Source organism: Streptomyces sp. NPDC048734 (genome assembly GCF_043198675.1).
Lineage (GTDB): Bacteria > Actinomycetota > Actinomycetes > Streptomycetales > Streptomycetaceae > Streptomyces.
In genome coordinates, this window is record NZ_JBICUZ010000005.1 from 40991 (window position 1) to 61677 (window position 20687).

At 72.0% G+C, this 20687-nt stretch carries 25 protein-coding genes; 18 read left to right on the forward strand and 7 right to left on the reverse strand.

Annotated elements, in window-relative coordinates; genetic code table 11:
- Positions 1–8 precede the first annotated feature (8 nt).
- The 4 genes from ACGFQC_RS15065 to ACGFQC_RS15080 all read right to left on the reverse strand — a co-directional run bounded on the left by ACGFQC_RS15065 (position 9) and on the right by ACGFQC_RS15080 (position 3505).
- Positions 9–227 carry a hypothetical protein gene (locus ACGFQC_RS15065; protein WP_363086878.1) on the reverse strand — a complete coding sequence of 73 codons (219 nt, stop codon included), beginning with the start codon at positions 225–227 and terminating at the stop codon, positions 9–11.
- A gap of 29 nt (positions 228–256) precedes the next feature.
- Positions 257–1426, reverse strand: a complete 1170-nt coding sequence (locus ACGFQC_RS15070) for a trypsin-like peptidase domain-containing protein (RefSeq protein ID WP_363086877.1) — start codon at positions 1424–1426, stop codon at positions 257–259.
- A 190-nt stretch (positions 1427–1616) separates the two neighbouring features.
- Positions 1617–2639, reverse strand: coding sequence for a LacI family DNA-binding transcriptional regulator (locus ACGFQC_RS15075; RefSeq protein ID WP_363086876.1), 1023 nt, complete (start codon positions 2637–2639; stop codon positions 1617–1619).
- A gap of 86 nt (positions 2640–2725) precedes the next feature.
- The gene (locus tag ACGFQC_RS15080; protein WP_363086875.1) at positions 2726–3505 is read right to left on the reverse strand and encodes a response regulator transcription factor; all 780 of its coding nucleotides are present in this window, start codon (positions 3503–3505) and stop codon (positions 2726–2728) included.
- Positions 3506–3679: 174 nt separating this feature from the next.
- On the opposite strand from ACGFQC_RS15080, the gene ACGFQC_RS15085 reads away from it, so the two are divergent.
- The 8 genes from ACGFQC_RS15085 (at position 3680) to ACGFQC_RS15120 (ending at position 8974) form a co-directional block, all read left to right on the forward strand.
- Entirely contained in the window at positions 3680–4519 is an 840-nt protein-coding gene (locus ACGFQC_RS15085; RefSeq protein ID WP_363086874.1) for an alpha/beta fold hydrolase, read from the forward strand.
- A 69-nt stretch (positions 4520–4588) separates the two neighbouring features.
- Positions 4589–4843 (forward strand): MoaD/ThiS family protein, encoded by a 255-nt coding sequence (locus ACGFQC_RS15090; protein WP_363086873.1) that lies wholly within the window; start codon positions 4589–4591, stop codon positions 4841–4843.
- Between the two features lies 1 nt (position 4844).
- Positions 4845–6098, forward strand: a complete 1254-nt coding sequence (locus tag ACGFQC_RS15095) for a hypothetical protein (protein WP_363086872.1) — start codon at positions 4845–4847, stop codon at positions 6096–6098.
- Positions 6099–6212: 114 nt separating this feature from the next.
- On the forward strand, positions 6213–6947 hold the full coding sequence (locus ACGFQC_RS15100) for a DUF2993 domain-containing protein (protein ID WP_363086871.1): 735 nt from the start codon (positions 6213–6215) through the stop codon (positions 6945–6947).
- Positions 6948–7153: 206 nt separating this feature from the next.
- Positions 7154–7237 (forward strand): Ms5788A family Cys-rich leader peptide, encoded by an 84-nt coding sequence (locus tag ACGFQC_RS15105; RefSeq protein WP_353850233.1) that lies wholly within the window; start codon positions 7154–7156, stop codon positions 7235–7237.
- Positions 7238–7376: 139 nt separating this feature from the next.
- Complete coding sequence (locus tag ACGFQC_RS15110; protein WP_363086870.1) at positions 7377–8216, forward strand: sulfurtransferase; 840 nt, start codon at positions 7377–7379, stop codon at positions 8214–8216.
- A 45-nt stretch (positions 8217–8261) separates the two neighbouring features.
- Positions 8262–8549: a DUF1416 domain-containing protein gene (locus ACGFQC_RS15115; RefSeq protein WP_004986406.1), complete on the forward strand. Its 288-nt coding sequence runs from the start codon at positions 8262–8264 to the stop codon at positions 8547–8549.
- Positions 8550–8713: 164 nt separating this feature from the next.
- Positions 8714–8974, forward strand: a complete 261-nt coding sequence (locus ACGFQC_RS15120) for a DUF3099 domain-containing protein (protein ID WP_363086869.1) — start codon at positions 8714–8716, stop codon at positions 8972–8974.
- Positions 8975–8997: 23 nt separating this feature from the next.
- Here the strand turns inward: ACGFQC_RS15120 and ACGFQC_RS15125 are convergent, their stop codons facing one another.
- Positions 8998–9360: a DsrE family protein gene (locus ACGFQC_RS15125; protein ID WP_086770097.1), complete on the reverse strand. Its 363-nt coding sequence runs from the start codon at positions 9358–9360 to the stop codon at positions 8998–9000.
- Between the two features lie 377 nt (positions 9361–9737).
- Between ACGFQC_RS15125 and ACGFQC_RS15130 the strand changes: the two genes are divergently transcribed.
- From ACGFQC_RS15130 to ACGFQC_RS15145, 4 genes are all read left to right on the forward strand, one after another.
- Complete coding sequence (locus tag ACGFQC_RS15130; RefSeq protein ID WP_363086868.1) at positions 9738–10313, forward strand: FABP family protein; 576 nt, start codon at positions 9738–9740, stop codon at positions 10311–10313.
- A 211-nt stretch (positions 10314–10524) separates the two neighbouring features.
- Positions 10525–10779 (forward strand): hypothetical protein, encoded by a 255-nt coding sequence (locus ACGFQC_RS15135; RefSeq protein WP_363086867.1) that lies wholly within the window; start codon positions 10525–10527, stop codon positions 10777–10779.
- A gap of 28 nt (positions 10780–10807) precedes the next feature.
- Positions 10808–11269: a Fur family transcriptional regulator gene (locus ACGFQC_RS15140; protein WP_363086866.1), complete on the forward strand. Its 462-nt coding sequence runs from the start codon at positions 10808–10810 to the stop codon at positions 11267–11269.
- A gap of 10 nt (positions 11270–11279) precedes the next feature.
- Positions 11280–12245 carry a folate-binding protein gene (locus ACGFQC_RS15145; RefSeq protein WP_363086865.1) on the forward strand — a complete coding sequence of 322 codons (966 nt, stop codon included), beginning with the start codon at positions 11280–11282 and terminating at the stop codon, positions 12243–12245.
- A gap of 21 nt (positions 12246–12266) precedes the next feature.
- On the opposite strand, the gene dtd is transcribed toward ACGFQC_RS15145, so the two are convergent.
- A complete protein-coding gene (gene dtd, locus ACGFQC_RS15150) occupies positions 12267–12692 on the reverse strand; it encodes a D-aminoacyl-tRNA deacylase (RefSeq protein WP_363086864.1) in 426 nt (141 codons plus the stop codon).
- 157 nt (positions 12693–12849) lie between these two features.
- On the opposite strand from dtd, the gene ACGFQC_RS15155 reads away from it, so the two are divergent.
- The 3 genes from ACGFQC_RS15155 (at position 12850) to ACGFQC_RS15165 (ending at position 16083) form a co-directional block, all read left to right on the forward strand.
- Positions 12850–13428: an aerial mycelium formation protein gene (locus ACGFQC_RS15155; RefSeq protein WP_363086863.1), complete on the forward strand. Its 579-nt coding sequence runs from the start codon at positions 12850–12852 to the stop codon at positions 13426–13428.
- A gap of 117 nt (positions 13429–13545) precedes the next feature.
- Positions 13546–14802, forward strand: coding sequence for a GNAT family N-acetyltransferase (locus tag ACGFQC_RS15160; protein WP_363086862.1), 1257 nt, complete (start codon positions 13546–13548; stop codon positions 14800–14802).
- A gap of 396 nt (positions 14803–15198) precedes the next feature.
- On the forward strand, positions 15199–16083 hold the full coding sequence (locus tag ACGFQC_RS15165; protein WP_363086936.1) for a winged helix-turn-helix domain-containing protein: 885 nt from the start codon (positions 15199–15201) through the stop codon (positions 16081–16083).
- Here ACGFQC_RS15165 and ACGFQC_RS15170 read toward each other — a convergent pair.
- A complete protein-coding gene (locus ACGFQC_RS15170; RefSeq protein WP_363086861.1) occupies positions 16073–16255 on the reverse strand; it encodes a hypothetical protein in 183 nt (60 codons plus the stop codon). The two genes, ACGFQC_RS15165 and ACGFQC_RS15170, sit on opposite strands and share 11 nt — an antisense overlap.
- A gap of 164 nt (positions 16256–16419) precedes the next feature.
- On the opposite strand from ACGFQC_RS15170, the gene ACGFQC_RS15175 reads away from it, so the two are divergent.
- The 3 genes from ACGFQC_RS15175 (at position 16420) to ACGFQC_RS15185 (ending at position 20626) form a co-directional block, all read left to right on the forward strand.
- Complete coding sequence (locus tag ACGFQC_RS15175; protein WP_363086935.1) at positions 16420–17307, forward strand: GntR family transcriptional regulator; 888 nt, start codon at positions 16420–16422, stop codon at positions 17305–17307.
- The gene (locus ACGFQC_RS15180; protein WP_393288238.1) at positions 17307–18059 is read left to right on the forward strand and encodes an HAD family hydrolase; all 753 of its coding nucleotides are present in this window, start codon (positions 17307–17309) and stop codon (positions 18057–18059) included. The genes ACGFQC_RS15175 and ACGFQC_RS15180 overlap by 1 nt, the downstream gene beginning before the upstream one ends.
- A 395-nt stretch (positions 18060–18454) precedes the next feature.
- Positions 18455–20626 carry a phosphotransferase family protein gene (locus ACGFQC_RS15185; protein WP_393288239.1) on the forward strand — a complete coding sequence of 724 codons (2172 nt, stop codon included), beginning with the start codon at positions 18455–18457 and terminating at the stop codon, positions 20624–20626.
- Positions 20627–20687 lie beyond the last annotated feature (61 nt).

The window sequence follows — 20687 nt, forward strand, 5'->3', positions numbered from 1 at the left end:
GGGCCCTCTCAGCCTCGCATCGTAGTGAGCCGGCTCAGCGGCACCTTGCGGCGGTGCGGGCGGGCGGTGCCGGTGCGCAGGCCCATCAGCTGCGGGACGCCGACCTCCGGGGCCCGGGGCGGTGTCGTCGGGGCGTGCAGTTCGCGCGCCACGTCGAGGGCCAGGGCGAGGTCGGCCGCGCCGACGCCGGTCACCGGGTGCGAAACCTGCTTGACCTGCTTGATCATGACGTACTCCCTGAGCGCTGGAAGGGGGTTCAGCTGTCGGAGCCGCCGGCCCGCAGCGTGGCGAGGTCGGCCTTGACGGTGTTGATCGGGATGGCGAAGCCGAGGCCGACGCTGCCCGCGGTGGAGGAGGAGGTGGCGTCGGCGGCGGAGTACATCGCGGAGTTGATGCCGATGATGTTGCCGCCCGCGTCGATCAGGGCGCCGCCGGAGTTGCCGGGGTTGAGGGAGGCGTCCGTCTGGAGCGCCTTGTAGGTGGTGGTGGACGAGCCGGTGTCGCCGTTGAACTCCTGGCCGCCGAACTCGAACGGCCAGCCGCCGCCCTGCTGCTGTTGCTGCTGTCCCTGGCTCTCGTCGGTGGAGACGGTCACGTCCCGGTCGAGGGCGGAGACGATGCCGCTGGTCACGGTGCCGGTGAGGCCCTCGGGTGAGCCGATCGCCACGACCGTGTCGCCGACCTTGACGCCGTCGGAGTCACCGAGGGCGGCCGCCTTGAGGCCGGAGGCGTTCTCCAGCTTGATCAGGGCCAGGTCCTTCTTGCTGTCGGTGCCGACGACCTCGGCCGTGTACTCCTTGCCGTCGCTGGTCGACACCTTGATCGAGGAGGCGCCGGCGACGACGTGGTTGTTGGTGAGGATCTCGCCGTCACCGGTGATGATCACGCCGGAGCCGGTCGAGGAGCCGCCGCTGAGGGTGGCGTTGATCTCGACGACGCTCGGGCTGACCGCGGCGGCGATGCCGGCGACGTCACCGGTCTTGCCGGCCGGCACCACGCTGGTGGTCGTGGAGGAGGCGGCCACCTGGTCCTTGCCGGTCAGCTCCTGTATGCCGTAGGCGGTGCCGCCGCCGATCGCCGCGGCGACGATCGCCACGGCGGCGAGCAGCGCCATCGGTCCGCGTGCCGCGCGCTTCCTCGGGGGAACGGGACCGGGTCCGGCGGCCACGGGGGTCAGGAGAGCGGTGCCGCCACCGTTGCCGTCACCGGCCGCGGCGTCGTCCCGGGTGTCGGCGGGCCGGCCCGGCGTCTGCCACCCGGCGGGCTGCGGCGCGGCGGCCGGCCCGGCGGGCTGCGGCGCGGCCGGGTGGTACGCCGGCGGGGGCGGCCATTCCGGGTTCACGGGGGCAAAAGCGTGCTGCGGGGCGCCCTGGTACGGGTTCTCGTGGTTCTCGTACTCGCCGCTGCGGCGGATGCTCTCGGTCATGGAACAGAGCTTTCCGCCCGACCATGAGAGCTGCCTGAGTGCTCCCTGAGAAGCCCGGCAGAACCTCGTACGCCCGATATGAGGACGGTTCTCGGCTACGACGGTTCTCGCGCGGGACCGGCCGCTCTCAGGAAAGCCTCATACGACGCGGACGAAGGCGCGTGCGGGAGTGCCGGAAGCCCCTACGGGCTCACTCGCAGCCGCAGGAGCGGCGGACCACCAGACGTGACGGGAACACCTTGAGCCGCTCGCGGCGCGAGCCCGCGACCCGCAGCCCGTCGTCCAGGACCAGGTCGACGGCCGCGCGGGCCATCGCCGAGCGGTCGGAGGCGACCGTGGTCAGCGGCGGGTCGGCGAGCGCGGCCTCCTTGATGTCGTCGAAGCCGACCACGCCCAGCTCGCCGGGGACGTCGATGCGCAGCTCGCGCGCCGCCCGCAGCAGGCCGATCGCCTGGTCGTCGGTGGAGCAGAAGACGGCCGGCGGCCGGTCCGGGCCCGACAGCAGCTCCAGCCCCACCTTGTAGGCGTCGTAACGGTTGTAGGGGGCTTCGAAGAGCCGGCCCTCGGTGGGGAGGCCGGCCTCGTCCATGGCTCGCCGCCAGCCCTCGACGTGGTCGGAGACCGGGTCGCCGACGGAGGGCGTCTCGGCGGTGCCGCCCACGCAGGCGACGTACGGGTAGCCGTGCTCCAGGAGGTGGCGCACGGCGAGCTGGGCGCCGCCCAGGTCGTCGGTGACGACGGCGACGTCGTCGATGGCCTCGGGCCGCTCGTGGAGCAGCACCACGCGGGCGTCCCAGGCGTCGATCTCGGCGGCGGCGTTGTCGTTCAGCGCGTGGCTGACGAGGATCAGGCCGGACACCCGCATGCCCAGGAAGGCGCGCAGGTAGTGGACCTCGCGTTCGCCGACGTAGTCGGAGTTGCCGACCAGCACCATCTTCCCGCGCTCGGAGGCGGCCTGTTCGACCGCGTGCGCCATCTCCCCGAAGAAGGGCTGGCGCGCGTCCGGCACGATCAGGCCTATGAGGTCCGTGCGCCGCGACGCCATCGCCTGCGCGACCCGGTCGGGCCGGTACCCCAGCTCCTTGATGGCGGCGAGGACACGCTCGCGCGTGGCCGGGGCGACCGGCCGGGGTCCGTTGTTGATGACATAGCTGACGACGGCGGTGGAGGTCCCCGCCAGCCGTGCCACATCATCCCTGGTTACCTTGGCCACGCGCGGAGTCTACGCGGATGGATCCGCCACGGGCAGGGCGTCGAGCAGCTTCCCCGTGCGGGAGCGACGCCCGGCCTGAGCGGCGGCTATGCCTCCGCGGAGATCCCTTCGGCGCCCGCGGGCACCTCGTTGTCCGCATCTTCCGGCTTTGCCCGGTCCGCCGCGGCCTTGGCCTCCTCGGCGGCACGGTCGACCTTCTCGGGGGTAACGAATCGATAACCGACGTTGCGGACGGTTCCGATCAGCGACTCGTGCTCCGGACCGAGCTTGGCGCGCAGCCGTCGTACGTGCACGTCGACCGTCCGGGTGCCACCGAAGTAGTCGTAGCCCCAGACCTCCTGGAGGAGCTGGGCGCGGGTGAAGACGCGGCCCGGGTGCTGCGCGAGGTACTTCAGGAGCTCGAACTCCTTGAAGGTGAGGTCGAGGACCCGGCCCTTGAGCTTGGCGGAGTACGTCGCCTCGTCGACCGACAGGTCGCCGTTGCGGATCTCCATGGGGGAGTCGTCGTTGACGATCTGCTGCCGGCCCATCGCCAGCCGCAGCCGTGCCTCGACCTCCGCCGGGCCGGCGGTGTCGAGCAGGACGTCGTCGATGCCCCAGTCGGCGGTGACGGCGGCCAGACCGCCTTCGGTGACGACCAGGACGAGCGGACAGCCGGGGCCGGTGGAGCGCAGCAGCTGGCACAGGCTGCGGACCTGGGGGAGGTCGCGGCGGCCGTCGATCAGGATGACGTCGGCACCCGGAGTGTCGACGAGGGCGGGGCCCTCCGCCGGAGCCACCCGCACGTTGTGCAGCAGCAGTCCGAGCGCGGGCAGCACCTCCGTCGACGGCTGGAGGGCGTTGGTCAGGAGCAGCAGAGAACTCATACGTCTGGTTCCTCCTCGGTCCCTGCGAGGACGTTTGCGGCACTGCGGCACTGCTCTGCGCGTCCCGGGGCCCCGTACACCTGCGGTTTCCCGCTTCGTATACAACGCTTCCGAAAGCACGAAAGGACCCGGGGGCTTCGCTGCCCGAGTCCTCTGCCCAGCAGAATAGCCCACATGAGCAACGGTCCGGCTGGTCATGTGGCACATTCCACCGTTCGTCCGAACCCTGAGACGGGCACGGGGGCACCATTGCGGACGTTTCTGCCCACGGCCGACGGCGTTTCCGTCGATTCCGTATACGACCCGGGTGCGGTCGTGCACGACGCCTCCGCGTCACCTTCCCGTGGCCTGGTGTTCGTCGTGGCCCACGGTTTCACCGGGGACGTGGACCGCCCGCACGTGCGCCGGATCGCCTCGGTGCTCGCCCGGTACGGGGCCGTCGTCACCTTCTCCTTCCGCGGGCACGGCCGCTCCGGCGGCCGCTCCACCGTCGGTGACCGGGAGGTGCTCGACCTGGACGCGGCCGTCGCCTGGGCCCGCCGGCTCGGGCACGCGCGCGTGGCCACCGTCGGCTTCTCCATGGGCGGCTCGGTGGTGCTGCGGCACGCGGCCCTGCACACCGGCACGGTCGACGCGGTGGTCTCCGTCAGCGCCCCCGCCCGCTGGTACTACCGCGGCACGGCCCCCATGCGCCGGCTGCACTGGCTGGTCACCCGCCCGGCGGGCCGCCTGGTCGGCCGCTACGGCCTGCGCACCCGCATCCACCACCGCGACTGGGACCCGGTCCCGCTCTCCCCGGTCGAGGCGGTCCCCGCGATCGCGCCCGCACCCCTGCTGATAGTCCACGGCGACAGCGACGGCTACTTCCCCCTCGACCACCCCCGCATGCTGGCCGAGGCCGCGGGTGACCACGGTGAACTGTGGGTGGAGCCGGGCATGGGTCACGCCGAGCACGCCGCGGCCGACGACCTCCTGACCCGTATCGGTGCCTGGACGGCGGCCCGGGCGGGCTAGCCTGACCCTGTCGAAGCAACAGGCCGACCGAAGAAACCGGCCGACCGAGGAAACCGACCGAGGGACGAGATGGCGAAGGTCACGGTGCGCTACTGGGCGGCCGCCAAGGCCGCGGCCGGAGTCGCCGAGGAGCCGCACGACGCGGACACCCTCGCCGAGGCGCTCCGGGCCGCGCGTGAGCGACACCCCGGCGAACTCGCGCGTGTGCTGCGGCGATGCTCGTTCGTCGTCGACGGTGACCCCGTGGGCACCCGCGGGCATGAGACGGTACGGCTGGCCGACGGCGGCACGGTCGAGGTGCTCCCGCCGTTCGCAGGAGGGTGAGATGACCGACCAGCAGCCGTACGAGGGGGACCGCTACCCGCAGGGGTACGACCCGTACCAGCAGCAGGCCCCGCAGCAGGAGTGGCCGGGCCGGCAGGAGTACGGGTACGAGGACCCGCAGGCCCACCTCCAGCACACGCAGCAGTGGCAGGGCCAGACCTGGGAGACCAGCGTGCAGCCGCCCGTCGCGGCGGCGGACCCGGCCGAGACGGCGTACCTGCCCCCGCAGACGGGCGAGGCCCCGGCCTGGCAGCAGCAGGCACCCCGGTACCAGCAGGAGCAGCACCAGTACCAGCAGGAGCCGTACCAGCAGCACCAGTACCAGCAGCATCCGCACGAGCAGCAGGACCGGTACCAGACGTCGTACGGGGACCAGGCGTCGTACGGTCGGCCGCAGGCCGCCCACGCGGCGCCGCCGGCCCTCGTCGCCCCCGAGGTGCTGCCCGAGGGCGGGGCCGGCGCGTCCTACGGGCCCGCCACCATGGCCGGCAACGCGCGCGTCACCGACGCCCAGCGCGCCCGCCTCGAAGGCCGCTCGCCGATCATCGAACCCGGCATGCAGCCCGCGGCCCTCACCGCCCTCCTCGGCCTGCTGCTGTCCGGTGCGGCGGCGATCGGCACGTACGTGCTGCTCGTCCCGCTCGTCGTCCTCCAGGCCGTCACGGCGGCCGGCTGGTTCCGGCTGAACGGCATGTGGCCGGCCCGGCAGGGCATCGCCCTCGCCTTCCTCGGCGCGCTGGTCTGCGACGTGGCGCTCCTCGCGGCCGGCCGCGAGAACGCCCCGGCCGCGATCCTGGGCACCCTCGGCGTCTGGGTCCTGCTCTGTCTCGTCCTCCAGCTCCGCTCGCACGCCGACCCCGACGAGCGCATGTACGGCCTGATGGCGACGGTGGCCTCGGCCGCCCTGGCGATCCTCGCCACCGGCCACCTCGGGGCCGACCCGGACGCGGTGACGGTCGGCGCCGCCGCGGTCGCCGTCGCCGTGGTGGCCCGCGCGCTGCCGCTGCCGACGCCCGCGTCGGTGGCCGTCGCGCTGCTCGCGGCGGCGGGTGCCGGCATCGCGGTCGGCGGGATGACCGGGCTGGGCGCCGAGGGCGCGCTGCTCGGCGCGGGCGCGGCGGTCTGCGCGCTGATCGGCCACCGGGTGGCGAGCTACGACTACCCGTCGCGTTTCGTGCACTTCACGGCGGGCGTCGCCCTGCCGCTGGCCGCCGCGGCACCGGCGGTGTACGTGCTGGGACGGGCGCTGGTGTAGGGGGCGGTCGGTCGCCTGTGTCACAGGTGATCGACAAACTCCGGCCACCCTCCGCGTGCGGAGTTACCGTGAGTGGTCACTGTCTGTCGGCCGTCCGGGTGGGGGAACAACCGCATGCGAGCACTTCGAATACTGCTGGTCGTCGTCGTGGTCCTGGGCGGCCTGTTCGTGCTCGCCGACCGCCTCGCGGTGAACTTCGCCGAGGGCGAGGCCGCGGACAGGCTCCGGGCGAACGAGAACCTCGCGACCACCCCGGACGTGTCCATCAAGGGCTTCCCCTTCCTCACCCAGGTCATCGGCGGCGAGCTGGACGACGTCGAGGTCGGCATCGACGACTACGAGGCCGTCGCCGGCGCGGAGGGCCAGAAGATCCGCATCGACGATCTCCGGGCCGACATGAAGGGCGTCGAGTTCTCCGGCGACTACACCTCCGCCACCGCGGCCAGCGCCACCGGCACCGCGTCCATCAGCTACGCGGAGCTGCTGAAGACCGCCAAGTCCGAGCCCACCGAGATCGGCCCGGTCACGGCCCGGGTCGTCGGTCTCTCCGACGGCGGCAGCGGCAAGATCAAGGTCACCGTCGAGGCGAGCATCGGCGGCACCAAGCTGCCGCAGCCGGTCTCCGTGCTGAGCACGGTCACCGCCGAGGGCGACACCGTCCGGGTGCACGCCGACTCCCTGCCCAGCTTCGGTCCGTTCAAGGTCGCCGAGAACCAGGTGCGCGGCATCACCGACTTCGAGCAGAAGATCGACGACCTGCCCGGCGGCATCCGCCTCGACAAGGTCGAGGCCGCGAAGAGCGGCGTGGAGATCACGGTGAAGGGTTCGGACGTCCGCCTCGCCGGGTAGGCACCTCCGGTGGACGGCGGATGTCCGACAGGCGAGACGCCGCCGTCCGTACCGTAGATGTGACGACGGACGCAGGCGGACGAGAGCGCCCGGAGGCCGTGCGGCGACGGCCCGGGCGCTCTGCGCGTCCCAATATGCGGACGCTCGCGTCTCACCATGCGGAGCGCTGGTGACACGTCCGCCCCTACGTCCCTACGATCGACCGCATGAAGCAGCGACAGGCGGATCTCACGAAGCGGCGGGCAGTAGACCTGTGCCGCGTCGCCGCCATGCTCTGTCGCCCTGTCTGAGCGGAAGCGCCACCTGCCTTCCGCGCCCTCCCGGCGTCCTCGTTCGAGGGCGCCCTCGCGCCGGCCGCCGGCGAGACCCGGCCGCGCACCCTCCTTTCTTTGCACACCCCCGCCGCAACTGCCCCGGAGGAGAACAAGCATGAGCCGCAGCGACGTCCTGGTAGACGCCGACTGGGTCGAGGCCAACCTCGACAACCCGGACATCGCCATCGTCGAGGTCGACGAGGACACGTCCGCGTACGAGAAGAACCACATCAGGAACGCGATCCGGATCGACTGGACCCAGGACCTCCAGGACCCGGTCCGCCGTGACTTCATCGACCAGGAGGGCTTCGAGAAGCTCCTGTCGGCGAAGGGCATCGGCAACGACACCCTGGTGATCCTGTACGGCGGCAACAACAACTGGTTCGCGTCCTACGCCTACTGGTACTTCAAGCTCTACGGCCACGAGAACGTCAAGCTCCTCGACGGCGGCCGCAAGAAGTGGGAGCTGGACGCCCGCGAGCTGGTCGAGGAGGTGCCCGAGCGCCCGGAGACCACCTACCGGGCCAAGCCGCAGAACACCGCCATCCGCGCCTTCCGCGACGACGTCGTGGCGGCCATCGGCTCGCAGAACCTGGTCGACGTCCGGTCGCCCGACGAGTTCTCCGGCAAGCTGCTCGCCCCGGCCCACCTGCCGCAGGAGCAGTCGCAGCGTCCGGGCCACGTCCCGAGCGCCCGCAACATCCCGTGGTCGAAGAACGCCAACGACGACGGCACCTTCAAGTCGGACGAGGAGCTGAAGGCCCTCTACGCCGACGAGCAGGTCGACCTGGCCAAGGACACGATCGCCTACTGCCGCATCGGCGAGCGCTCGGCCCTGACCTGGTTCGTGCTGCACGAGCTGCTCGGTGTCGAGAACGTCAAGAACTACGACGGCTCCTGGACCGAGTACGGCTCCCTCGTCGGCGTGCCGATCGAGCTCGGCGCCAACAAGTAACCCGACCGACCCGACCTTCTGGTCAGACCCCCTCTGGAGAAAGTCATGTGTGGAGCGAAGGCCGGCGGCCCGGACGCCTCGACGATCAAGCCCGGTGAGACCACCATCCAGGGCCAGGTGACCCGCGACGGCGAGCCGGTGACGGGCTACGTCCGGCTGCTCGACTCGACCGGCGAGTTCACCGCGGAGGTCCCCACCTCCGCCACCGGACAGTTCCGCTTCTACGCGGCCGAAGGCACCTGGACCGTCCGCGCCCTCGTGCCCGGCGGCACCGCCGACCGCACGGTCGTCGCCCAGCAGGGCGGCCTCGCGGAGGTCGCGATCGCCGTCTGAGACGTTCGTAGACAGGCACAGACGGACACGACGTCCGCAGGGCCGCACCTCTCGGGTTGGACACCTGAGGTGCGGCCCTGCGGCCTCTCCGGCTCCCGCCCGGCCCCGGTACGGCTCCCGCCCGGCCCCGTGCCGGACCGCCCGGCCCGGCCTACCCTGGACGTATGTACGCCCGCCGTCGGCACGCCTACTTCGCCATGATGGGCACCTGCATCGCGCTGTTCGTCCTGGCCTGGGGCGTCGTACGCCTCTGGTCGGTTCCGGTGGCCGTCGGGATGTGCGTGGTCGCGATGGTCATCCCGCCGGTGGCCGCGGTCGTCGCCAACCGGCGCGGCCCCGAGGACCGTTGGTGGGACGACCCGTCCGGCGATCCGAAGTCCGACGAGTGGTGGGACGAACTGGACGGGAAGAAGCGGCACCCGTAGGCCTTCAAAGCCGCCCCGGTCCCTCAGTAGACGAGCGCCTGGGTCCCGTCCGCCAGTGCCTCCTGCACGAACACCTGCGCCCCGGCGATCCGCACGCCCTCCAGGACGTCCTTCTCGGTGATGTCCCGCCGGGCCGCGCACTGCGTGCACAGCGTGACCCGGCCGCCCAGCAGGAGCGAGTCGAGCAGGTCGGGCAGCGGGGCGGCGTGCGGCAGTTCGAACTCGGCGGCCCGCCCCGGCAGCGCGAACCAGGCGGACTCCCCGGTCAGCCACAGGGAGACCTCCACCCCGCTGGCCACGGCCACCGCCGCCACCGTGAACGCCTGCGAGCACCGTTCGGGGGCGTCGGCCCCCGCCGTCACCTTGATCACGAGCTTCTTCGCCATGGCCGCATCGTAATCACCCGGGCGGCTCCACCCGGGCGGCACCAGCCGGGCGGCATCCGACTCCGCGCGGCACCCCGCTCCGGGCCTCCCCGCTCCGGGCCTCTCCGTCCCGGGCCTCCCCGCCCCGGGTGGAGCCGGCCGCCGGGGTGACGCCGGCGAGGGCCACCTCGCAAGGAGGGCCGGTTCCCGGCCGCGTAAGCTGGGGGCCGGCCCTGTAGTACGTATCCCGAAGCACGCTCATCCGAGGAGCACCCCGTGGAGATCTTCTTCGAAGCCCTGCTGGTCCTGGTCTGCGTCGGCGTCCTCGCCTTCGCCGGGCTGACCGTGAAGAAGCTGTACCAGGGCCAGCGCTGACCCACGTCTAGGAAGTGCCACCGATGATCGAGATCCCGTCCGACCTCCACAAGGACCTCGTCCCCCTCGCCTTCCTGCTGGGCACCTGGGCGGGCGCGGGCGTGCACGACTTCCCCGGCGCCGAGAAGTGCAACTTCGGGCAGGAGGCCACCTTCACGCACGACGGCCGGGACTTCCTGGAGTACCACTCCCGCACCTGGGTCCTGGACCAGGACGGCAACAAGGTCCGCGCCCTGGAGACCGAGTCCGGCTTCTGGCGGATCGACGCCGACCGCAAGGTCGAGGTGACGATGGTCCGCGACGACGGCGTCGTCGAGGTCTGGTACGGCGAGATGGCCGACAAGAAGCCCCAGATCGACCTGGTCACGGACGCGGTGGCCCGCACGGCCGCCTCCGGCCCCTACACGGGCGGCAAGCGGCTGTACGGCTACGTCAAGAGCGACCTGATGTGGGTCGGCGAGAAGCAGACCCCCGAGGTCGAGCTGCGCCCCTACATGTCGGCCCACCTGAAGAAGGTCGTCACCCCGGAAGAGGTCGAACGCTGGGCGAAGGCCCTCCCGGACGACATGCCGGACGACGGCATCGCCTTCTTCAAGTAGGCCCCGCCTTCCTTCCGGACCCCGCTGCCCCTGTCAGCGGGGTCTGTTTCGCTCAGAGGGTTAACAGTTCGCATCGCAAGGCAATGCATTTGCGGACGGCGTGCCTGGGTGTCTGCAGTGGCAGACGTCTTCGTGGGAAGTCCGCCCATGCAAGAAGTCCCGACCGCAACACGACTGCGGTCGGGACTTCAAAAGCCGTGCCCTGAGCGGCATGCGAAGCACGGCGGCACAGGAGTGGATCAGGGCCCGGACGTCCGGCTCGGTCATCCCCTCGCTGAGCATCCGCACCCTGGGCGAGCTGCCCGTCCTCCTGCCGTCAGCCGCCGAGCAGGCGGCGATCGGTGCCACGTTCGCCGCCCTCGACGACAAGATCCAGGCACACACCGAGATCGCCCGCGCGACCCGCGCCTACCGTGGCGTGCTCGCCGACGCCCTGATGAACGGCGTCTTGTCGGCCGAGTCATGACCAGGCCCGGCCCCCTAGACTGGGGAGCGTGGTGAGCACCGACTGGAAGAGCGATCTGCGGCAGCGCGGCTACCGGCTGACCCCGCAGCGGCAACTCGTCCTCGAAGCCGTGGACACCCTGGAGCACGCGACCCCCGACGACATCCTCGTGGAAGTGAGGAAGACGGCGTCGGGGGTCAACATTTCCACCGTCTACCGCACGCTCGAGCTGCTGGAGGAGCTGGGGCTGGTCAGTCATGCCCACCTCGGGCACGGGGCGCCGACGTACCACCTCGCCGACCGGCACCACCACATCCACCTGGTCTGCCGCGACTGCGGCAACGTGATCGAGGCGGACGTGGAGGTGGCCTCCGAGTTCACGGCCAAGCTCCGCGCGACCTTCGGCTTCGACACCGACATGAAGCACTTCGCGATCTTCGGCCGCTGCGAGGACTGCGCGGCCCGCGCCACCGGGGACGCGACCGGCGAGAGTTCCCCCACCGGGTCGTAGGCTTGCGTTCATGAAGAGCCCCCTGCTGTCCCTGTCCGGCGCCGTTCCCGCCGAGGGCGTGGACGAAGGCGTCGCCGCCCACTACGGCGACCTGTTCCGCGAGCAGCGCGCCCTCGCCGAGGGCACCGGCTTCGTCGACCTCTCGCACCGCGGAGTCGTCACCGTCTCCGGCGACGACCGGCTGAGCTGGCTGCACCTCCTGCTCACCCAGCACGTCAGCGACCTGCCCACCGGCCGTGCCACCGAGGCACTGATCCTCTCCGCGAACGGCCACATCGAGCACGCCCTCTACCTGGTGGACGACGGCAGCACGGTCTGGGCCCACGTCGAACCCGGCACCCAGGACGCGCTGATCGCGTACCTGGAGTCGATGAAGTTCTTCTACCGGGTGGAGGTGGCCGACCGCACGGCCGACATCGCGGTCGTGCACCTGCCCGCCGGTTCCATAGCCGAGGTCCCCGAGGGCGTCGTCGTGCGCGAGACGGCGTACGGCCGTGATCTGTTCCTGCCGCGCGCGGACCTCGAGGCGTACGCCGCGAAGGCCGGCCCCGCCGCCGGGATCCTCGCCCACGAGGCCCTGCGCGTGGAGCAGCACCGGCCCCGCCTCGGATTCGAGACCGACCACCGCACCATCCCGCACGAGCTGGGCTGGATCGGCACCGCGGTGCACCTCCAGAAGGGCTGCTACCGCGGCCAGGAGACCGTCGCCCGCGTGCAGAACCTGGGCAAGCCGCCGCGCCGCCTGGTCTTCCTGCACCTCGACGGCAGCGACGTGCACCTGCCGCCCGCCGGGACCGAACTGCGCCGCGCCGACGAGGGCCCCGACGCCCGCAGGATCGGCTTCGTCACCACGTCGGTGCGCCACCACGAGCTGGGCCCGGTGGCGCTGGCCCTGGTGAAGCGGAACGTCCCCCTGGACGCGCCGCTGCTCGCCGACACCACGGCGGCCGCCCAGGAGGTCGTGGTCGAGCCCTGAGGCCGGGAACCCCCGGGCCGGCTACACCTCGACCAGCACGGTGAACGGGCCGTCGTTCGTCAGCGACACTCTCATCCGCGCGCCGAAACGGCCCGTCGCCACCGTCGCGCCCAGCGCGCGCAGCCGGTCGACCACCTCGTCGACGAGCGGCTCGGCCACATCGCCCGGGGCGGCCGCGTTCCAGGTGGGACGGCGGCCCTTGCGGGCATCGCCGTAGAGCGTGAACTGGCTGATCACCAGGAGCGGGGCGTCGATGTCGCTGCACGAGCGCTCGTCGCTCAGCATGCGGATCGACCACAGCTTGCGGGCCAGCCGGTCGGCCTCCTCCGCGGTGTCCTCGTGGGTGACCCCCACGAGGACGCACAGTCCCTCGCCCTCGATCGAGCCCACGGTCTCGCCGTCCACGACGACGCTCGCGCCGTCCACCCTCTGCACCACTGCACGCATGCGCCCCATCATGCCGTGCGGCCGCCGGCTCCCCGCAGGGGCATCTTTCCCGATCCCCGTGCCGCCGTCTGGGCCGTTCGGGGGCACTCGGTCACCTCCTGGCCACTGAGGGTGGCACGATGCTTCCCACACGCCGGTCGAGGGGACGGTAGAGCACATGAGCACACCGAGTACCGGGCAGCTGGGCCTGACCACCCAGCGTCCGCCCGCGCAGCGCAGGGACAGCCCGCCCTGCCCGCCGCCGACGGAACCGCCCGCGCACGACCTGGCCCGGCTGAGCCTGCCCGAGCTGCGCGCCCTGCGCCGGGACGCCCAGCGCGACGAGGCCGACCTCAGCTACGTACGACGGCTGCTGCAGGGCCGTATCGACATCCTCGGCGCGGAACTCGCCCGGCGTTCCCCGGCCGGAGCGGCGTCCGTCGTGGACCGCCTTCCGGAGATCCTCACCGACGCCCCGGCCCGGTACCGCTCCTCCGCCCGGCACGTCACGCTCGGCACCCCGCAGAGCGAGGAGTACCGGCGCCTGGCGTCGGAGATGCTCTCCGAGGTCGAACTCTCCGACCTCGGCGCCCGCACCGACCCCGAACTCCACGAGGCGATGGCCCGCCTCATCGGCTACGAGCAGTACGTCTCCCGCCGCCGCCAGCACCTCCAGCACACGGCCGACGAGTGCGGCGAGGAGGTCACCCGCCGCTACCGGGACGGCGAGGCCCAGGTGGACGACCTCCTGGTGTGAGACCGCCGTCCGGCCGCCGGACGGGACGAGGAGGGGCGCCGGACGGGGACGAGGAGGGGCGGCGGGGGCGGAAAAAAATCCCCGCCGCGCCACCCCCTCCCCGCCTACCGTGGCCCCATGACGACCACCCCCGCCGGCATCGACATACGCCGGATCACGGACGCCGAACTCCCCGCGTGGACGCGCGCGGCGAAGACCGGTTTCCTGCGCACCCCCACCGTCACCGAAGCCGACGTCACAGCCCGCCGCACCGCGCACGCCGGTTCCCGCACCTACGGCGCCTTCGACGCGGGCACGTGCGTGGCCACCTTCCGCTCCTTCCCCCAGGAGCTGACGGCGGTCGGCGGCACCACCGTCCCCGCCGACGCCATCTCCAACGTCGCCGTCCTCCCCACCCACCGCCGCCGCGGCATCCTCACCCGCCTGATGACCGAGGACCTGACCGCCGCGAAGGACCGCGGCGACGTCGTCGCCACCCTCATCGCCGCCGAGTACCGCATCTACGGCCGCTACGGCTTCGGCCCGGCGACCAGCGCCGCCGAGTGGACGATCGACGTGCCGCGCACCGGCCTCGACCCGCACTGGCCGGGCCCCGGCGACGGCGGCCGCATCGACCTCGTCGGCCCGGAGGAGGTCCGAGAGATCGGCCCCGAACTGCACGAGCGGCTGCGCCGCGGCAGGCCCGGCGCGGTCAGCCGCACCGACGTGTGGTGGGACTCGGACACCGGTGTGCTGCGCGTGTCCGGCGAGTGGAGCGAGCCGTTCTACGCCGCCTACCGCTCGGCCGACGGCGAGGTGCAGGGGCTGGTCTCCTACAAGGCGGACGACCACTGGGGCGACGCCAAGCAGCCGTTGAACACGGCGACGGTGGACTGGCTGATCGCCACGACGGCGGCCGCCGAGCGCGCCCTGTGGCGCCACCTCTGCTCGATCGACTGGGTGACACGGGTCAAGTCGGGCCCCCGCGCTCCCGACGACCTCCTCCCGCACTTCCTGCCGGACCCGCGCGCCGCGGGCATCACCACGCAGACGGACTGGCTGTGGGTGCGGATCCTGGACGTCGTACGGGCCCTGGAGGCGCGCACGTACGGCGGGTCGGGCTCGTTGGTGCTGGAGGTGACCGACCGGGCCGGGTTCACCGGGGGCCGTTTCCTGCTGGAGGCCGGCCCCGACGGGGCGTCGTGCACGCCGACCGGCCGCGGCGCCGACCTCACCCTGGACGTGGCCGTGCTGGCCTCGCTGTGGCTGGGTGACGAGACGGTGCCGCGGCTGGCGGCGCTGGGACGGCTCGGAGAAGAACGAGCGGGCGCCGCCCTGGAGGCCGACGCCCTGCTGCGCACGCCCGGGCGCCCCTGGTGCCCGGACATGTTCTGAAGTCTCCTCCCTGCCGCGACCGTGCGGCCGGCCGTTCCTGCGTGGTTCTGCATCCGTAGCTGCTCGATCGTGAACTGCTCGATCGTGGTCGTGCCGGTGGAGCTGTTCGGTTGTGGCTGTGCGCTGGTGCCCTGTGAAGTTGTGGCTGTGCGGCGCTCTGAAGTTGTGACTGTGCGTCGGTGTCGGCCTTCCGGGCTCCCGGCTCCCCTCCGGAAGGGAGCCCGACGGGCCAACCGTCTGGAAGTTTGACCATGTTGTGGAAGTTGGCAGCCAACTTCACTGTTCTTATGTCCTTTTGGAAGCGGCCTATAACCATCTCTCCGCGAACTGCCGCAAGATGGCGAGAAGTTGTACTGTTTGGACGTGGAGCCGGAACATGCCTCCGTCAAAGGGCGGATGAGACCGGAGCGGTCGCCACGACCGCAGCCGTCCCCCCGTGACGTGGCCGACGAGCTGCGCACCCGGATCAGGACCGGGGTGCTGCGGCCGGGCGAGCGCATGCCCACCCAGGCACGGCTCGCGGACGAGTTCGGCATCGAGCGCGGAGCCGTCCGCCAGGCCCTGCGCATCCTCCAGTCGGAACACCTGCTCACCAACGTCTCCAAGGGCGCGCCGGCGACGGTCGCCCCGGACCTGGGCGCCGGCTCCCTCCCGACCGGCCCCGGAGCCTCGCCGCAGCCCACGATGGCGGCCCTGACCCCGCGCATCGCGGAGGCCTTCACCGCCCCGCACGTCGAGATCGACGCCCTGTGCCTGACCGCCGTGTCGCTCACGCTGGCGATCGGCGAACCGCTGCGCCGGATCCACGCGGGGGAGCTGAAACCGGCCAAGATCGACGTCCGGGTCCTGCTGCCGTCGCGGAACATCGACCTGGCCTTCCCTGCGGCGGTGGACGGCGCGGAGACCGGGCGGCTGCAACGGCACTGGCTCGCCCACCGCAACGCCCAGGGCCAGGTGCTGCGGCACAACCTGCTGACGCTGCGCGCCACCCACGGCATCGACGTCCGCGTCAGCTTCCGCGCGCTGCCCTTCACCCCGCCGGTCAAGCTCTACCTCCTCAACGGGACGGAAGCGCTGTTCGCCTACTACACGGTCGAGCGGCACGAGCAGCAGGTCGACCACGAGCGGCTGGAGATGTACGACGCCGAGGGCACGCGCTCGGTTCTGTTCGCCTTCGCGCAGGGCGCCGGGGCACGGGACACGACGTTCGTGGAGCAGTCGATGCTGTGGTTCGACGCCCTGTGGGAGACGATCAGTTCGGAGCTGGTGCTCACGAGCTGACGGCGGGCCCGGTGACCAGGAGGGCGAGGATCACGGCGCCCGCGGAGCTGAGCGCCGGCCGTCCGGACCTGATGCCGACGGTGAGCAGGAGCAGGCCGACGGTCCCGGCGGTGCCGTACTTCCACTGGACGGCCTGTTCGAGGACGGCGGAGACGAGGGTGAGGGCGGGCACGGTGTTCCTCCCTTCGGAGGCGGGAAGCGCGGGGAGGTGCTGGGGCAGAACGTCCGCCAACTCGTCAAAGTTGGCAACCAACTTCACTTGTGTTGTCCCCACTTGGTGACAACTGCTAAACAGCTTCCAGGTAACTCCCGCCAGATGGATCGAAGTTGTACCGTTTGGTCGTGACCCAGGAGAACGTGGCAGCGAACGTGGCGGTGAACGGCAGCCGCAGGCTCTCGCCCCAGGAGATCGCCGACGTCCTGCGCGAACGCATCCGCGTCGGGGACCTCAAGGCCGGCGACCGGCTGCCCACACAGGCCGAACTCGCCGACGAGTTCGGCGTGGAGCGCGGTACCGTCCGCCAGGCCCTGCGCGCGCTCCAGGACGACGGCCTCCTCACCAACGTGAGCAAGGGCAGCCCGCCGCGCATCGCGGAGCAGGCGCCGGCCCGGGAGGAACCCCAGCCCACCATGGTGGCCCTGGCCCCCCGGCTGACCGCGGCCTTCGCCGCCCCGCACGTCCGCGTCGACGCCGCCTGCCTCACCGCCGAGAGCCTCATCCCGGCCCTCGGCGAACCCCTCCGGCTGATCCACGGCGGCAGCCTCCGGCCGCGGAAGATCGACGTCCGCATCCTGCTGCCGTCCCGCGACATCAACCTCGCCTTCCCGGTCCCGGTGGACGCGAGCGGAAGCGGCGACCCCGTCCACGAGCGCTGGCTGGCCATGCGCAACGCCCAGGGGCACGTCCTGCGCCACAACCTGCTCACGCTGCGCTCGCACGGCATCGACGTGAGCGTGTCCTTCCGGGCGCTGCCCTTCACCCCGCCGGTGAAGCTGTACCTGCTCAACGGACAGGAGGCGCTGCTGGCGTACTACATGGTGACGCGCCGGGAGGAGCCGACGGAGACCGGGGTGCTCGACATGTACGACGTGCTGGGCACCGAGTCGCTGCTGTTCTCCTTCGAGAAGGCGACCGGTGCGCGCGAGGCCACCTTCGTGGACGAATCCCAGAAGTGGTTCGACGCCCTCTGGGAAACCATCACGTCGGACCTGACACTCTCCTAGTGACTTCTGATACGACGCGGACCGAACAGGTGGCATCCGAGACCGAGAACGACAGGAAGCCGGCGCTGGACGCACTGCTCGCGCCCGCCCGCGTGGTCCTGTGGGACTTCGACGGGCCGGTCTGCCGGCTGTTCGCCGGGCACTCGGCGGAGCGGGTGGCCGTCGGCCTGGTGGAGTGGCTGGAGGGGCAGGGCCTGCGCGGCCTGCTCACGGAGAGCGAGCGGGAGTCTCCCGACCCCCACGCCGTGCTGCGCGCCGTGGACCTGCGCCACCCCGGCAGCGACCTGGTCGCGGAGCTGGAGGAGCGCCTCACCCAGGAGGAACTGAGGGCCGCCGCCTCGGCGATGCCCACGGCCTGGGCCGACCCGCTGATCCGCACACTGGCGGCGGTGGGCCGCCGGCTGGCCGTCACGACGAACAACTCGCCGCGCGTCGTCACCACGTACCTGACGAGCCGCGGCCTCACCTCCTGCTTCGCCCCCCACGTCTACGGCCGCACCCGGGACCTGCACCTCCTCAAGCCCGACCCGGACTGTCTGAACCGGGCCCTGCGCGCCGTGGGCGCGGCGCCGTCCGCCGCGCTGATGATCGGCGACACCCCGTCGGACTGCCTCGCCGCCCGGCGGGCCGGTGTCCCCTTCCTCGGCTACGCGCGCAACAAGAAGAAGGAGGAACTGCTCAGGGACGCGGGCGCGACCCACGTGGTGGACTCGCTGGAGCCGGTGCTGGCCGCGGTCAGACGTCACGCCTGAGTCGTCATCACCACCAGCACGACGGCGTGAGGGACGAGAACGCCGAGTCGCCCGGCTCGGTCTTCGTCGACAGCCGGCAGGCCTGGTCCGACTCGGTGTGGAAGTACATCGCCGAGTAGGCCGCGGGCGTGCGCTAGCATGCCCGGACCGCGCGGGGAATCCCTCTCACCCATCCGTAGAGACGGCGCTCCTGGTGATCCGTCGGGCCGGTGATCCCTACGGACCGGCGATCCGTACGAGACGGCGAACAGGCCTGTCCCGGACGATCCGGCGCGGACGAGGGTCCGGACCACCCGTTCGGCCACTTCGCCGCCGCTCCCGTTCGTTCGGCGCCCGTGGCGGCACTTACCGTTTGCCTTACCCATCCGATCGAGTGTGAGCAACCGGAGCGGCCAGTGGTCGAGCCCCTCGTTCCCCGTGACCTGCTCGGGGTTCGACCCGCCGGTGACCCGTCCGACGCCCTGTTCCAGCGTTTCGTCGCGGTCGCCGAGTCCACTCCCGCGACCAGCGGGCACCACAACCGGAACCACGTGCTGCCCCTGACGGAGGACGTGGCGGCGCTGCTGGGCCGGCCGGCCGGGACACCGGTGACCGTGCGGATCCCCCGCGCCGACGCGCTGCCGGTGGTGATCAGGACCTGGCGGGACGAGGCCGCGGTCCTCGACGCGGTCCACGAGGTCCTGCCCCACGTGCCCGAATGCCTGGTCAGACGGCCGGGCTTCGCCCTCCACAGCTATGTGGAGGGCGTTCCGCTCTCCGCCGTCTGCGGGAACGGCAAGCCCGTCGACGCCCTGCTGATAGAGGCGCTGGCCGAGCTGCTGTGCCGGATGACCGAGGTGCGCCGGGCCGCGCTGCCGCCCCTGCCGGCCGACTGGCCCGGCAACCACACCGACAGCCAGGGCTTCCTGAAGTCCCTCGCCCGCCTCGCCGACCGGCAGATCCGCCGCCCCAACCGGGAGCGGTTCGGCGGCCTCTTCAAGGCCCTCGGCATCCCCGAGGACGCCCTGTCGGCCCTCGCCGACCGGATCCCCCCGATGGCGCGGCGGCCGTACAGCCTGCTCCACGCCGACCTGCACCGGGACAACCTGATCATGTCCTACGACGGCTCCCCGCCGCTCGTCTGCGTCGACTGGGAACTGGCCACCTACGGCGACCCCCTGCACGAACTCGCCACCCACCTGGTGCGGATGCGCTACCCGGACAACCAGTGGCCGGAGGTGGTGGAGGCGTGGGCGCGCGCCATGGGCCGCTACCGCCCGGCCGCGGTCAACGGCCTCGCCAAGGACCTGCGGCACTACCTCGACTTCGAACGGGCGCAGTCGGTCTACCCGGACGTCATGCGGGCCGCACGAGCGGTCCAGGGCACCTTCACCCAGCAGAGCCTGGACGAGGTGACGGCGGAGGTGGGCCGGGCCCTGGAGGCGGCGGCGGAACCGCTGCGGCTGCGCAGCGTGCCCGGCCGCGGGGAGATCGAGGGTGCCCTCTTCCGGTGGCTGGCGTCGCGCGGCGACGTCAGCGGCCGGTCCTGGGCGGCGAAGGCCTACGACTGGCGGCCGGACCCGCGCCTGCCCGAGCGCGACGCCTTCCCGGCGTCCGCGGTCCGCGAGGCACTGCTGGCCGAGGGCGCCGCCCCGGCCGACCGCGTCTTCAAGGGCACCGCCCACCTCAACTCGGTGGTCTGGGCGGGGAACCTGGGCACCCCCGTCGTCGTACGGCGCAAGCTGCCCGGCGTCACACGGCGCGAGCCCAGCTACCTGAGCGAGCACACCGTCCTGGAGGCCATCCAGCGGTCCCGGGTGGAGGTCGCCGCGCCCCGGGTCCTCGCCCTGGGCGAGAGCTACCCGAACGAGCCGTTCGCGATCCACACCTACGTCGGCCCGCCCCGCCACCCGGTCAACGGGCTGCTCCCGCACGAGGCGGACGCCCTCGTCGACCAGCTCTGCGCGCTGACCGAGGTGGACCGCGGCCTGGTCGAGCCCGACGTCCACCAGGTCGACTTCTACCTGTGGCTCACCGAACAGCTGGTCGGCCTGGTGCGCAGCCTGCCGAAGGAGTCCCTCCAACTCGCCCGGACGCTCGGTCTGCCCGACGACGCCCGGCTGCGGCAGCTCCTGTCCCGGCACCGGCTGAGCCGCCGCGAGCCCGCCCTGCTGCACGGCGACCTCAACCCGTGGAACCTGGTGCGGCGCGACGACCGGCTGGCGCTGACCCTCATCGACTGGGAGATGGCCCTCGTCGGCGACCCCCTGTACGACCTGGTCCGGCACATGCACCTGACCCCGACCAGGCCGGAGATCCGGGAACGCATGTTCTCGCGCTGGGAGCGCAGGCTGCCCGACGCCTGCACGAGGGACTGGCGCGCCGACTGGCAGGTCTACCGGTGGATCGAGATCGTCCGCTCGGCCTACATCGACCTCGACCGGCTGCGGACCGGCGCCGGCCTGGACGCCCCCAACGTCCGCCGCGCCGTCGACTCCTACGCCGAGACCCTCGCCGCCGCGACCGCCTCCCTGGGCCTGCCCGTACCGGCCACGGCGAACCCGTTCCTGGCCCGGGCGCTGGCGTAGGACCGGCCTGTCGTCGCCTTCTCGGGCGCGGGGGCCGGGCGGGGAAGACCGGCCGTCTCCA

What these genes read in the sequence shown, in the direction of transcription:
- ACGFQC_RS15065 (WP_363086878.1), bottom strand. Translation starts at nt 227, where the DNA reads ATGATCAAGCAGGTCAAGCAGGTTTCGCACCCGGTGACCGGCGTCGGC.
- ACGFQC_RS15070 (WP_363086877.1), bottom strand. Translation starts at nt 1,426, where the DNA reads ATGACCGAGAGCATCCGCCGCAGCGGCGAGTACGAGAACCACGAGAAC.
- ACGFQC_RS15080 (WP_363086875.1), bottom strand. Translation starts at nt 3,505, where the DNA reads ATGAGTTCTCTGCTGCTCCTGACCAACGCCCTCCAGCCGTCGACGGAG.
- ACGFQC_RS15085 (WP_363086874.1), top strand. Translation starts at nt 3,680, where the DNA reads ATGAGCAACGGTCCGGCTGGTCATGTGGCACATTCCACCGTTCGTCCG.
- ACGFQC_RS15090 (WP_363086873.1), top strand. Translation starts at nt 4,589, where the DNA reads ATGGCGAAGGTCACGGTGCGCTACTGGGCGGCCGCCAAGGCCGCGGCC.
- ACGFQC_RS15095 (WP_363086872.1), top strand. Translation starts at nt 4,845, where the DNA reads ATGACCGACCAGCAGCCGTACGAGGGGGACCGCTACCCGCAGGGGTAC.
- ACGFQC_RS15100 (WP_363086871.1), top strand. Translation starts at nt 6,213, where the DNA reads ATGCGAGCACTTCGAATACTGCTGGTCGTCGTCGTGGTCCTGGGCGGC.
- ACGFQC_RS15105 (WP_353850233.1), top strand. Translation starts at nt 7,154, where the DNA reads ATGAAGCAGCGACAGGCGGATCTCACGAAGCGGCGGGCAGTAGACCTG.
- ACGFQC_RS15110 (WP_363086870.1), top strand. Translation starts at nt 7,377, where the DNA reads ATGAGCCGCAGCGACGTCCTGGTAGACGCCGACTGGGTCGAGGCCAAC.
- ACGFQC_RS15115 (WP_004986406.1), top strand. Translation starts at nt 8,262, where the DNA reads ATGTGTGGAGCGAAGGCCGGCGGCCCGGACGCCTCGACGATCAAGCCC.
- ACGFQC_RS15120 (WP_363086869.1), top strand. Translation starts at nt 8,714, where the DNA reads ATGTACGCCCGCCGTCGGCACGCCTACTTCGCCATGATGGGCACCTGC.
- ACGFQC_RS15125 (WP_086770097.1), bottom strand. Translation starts at nt 9,360, where the DNA reads ATGGCGAAGAAGCTCGTGATCAAGGTGACGGCGGGGGCCGACGCCCCC.
- ACGFQC_RS15130 (WP_363086868.1), top strand. Translation starts at nt 9,738, where the DNA reads ATGATCGAGATCCCGTCCGACCTCCACAAGGACCTCGTCCCCCTCGCC.
- ACGFQC_RS15135 (WP_363086867.1), top strand. Translation starts at nt 10,525, where the DNA reads ATGCGAAGCACGGCGGCACAGGAGTGGATCAGGGCCCGGACGTCCGGC.
- ACGFQC_RS15145 (WP_363086865.1), top strand. Translation starts at nt 11,280, where the DNA reads ATGAAGAGCCCCCTGCTGTCCCTGTCCGGCGCCGTTCCCGCCGAGGGC.
- dtd (WP_363086864.1), bottom strand. Translation starts at nt 12,692, where the DNA reads ATGCGTGCAGTGGTGCAGAGGGTGGACGGCGCGAGCGTCGTCGTGGAC.
- ACGFQC_RS15155 (WP_363086863.1), top strand. Translation starts at nt 12,850, where the DNA reads ATGAGCACACCGAGTACCGGGCAGCTGGGCCTGACCACCCAGCGTCCG.
- ACGFQC_RS15160 (WP_363086862.1), top strand. Translation starts at nt 13,546, where the DNA reads ATGACGACCACCCCCGCCGGCATCGACATACGCCGGATCACGGACGCC.
- ACGFQC_RS15165 (WP_363086936.1), top strand. Translation starts at nt 15,199, where the DNA reads ATGAGACCGGAGCGGTCGCCACGACCGCAGCCGTCCCCCCGTGACGTG.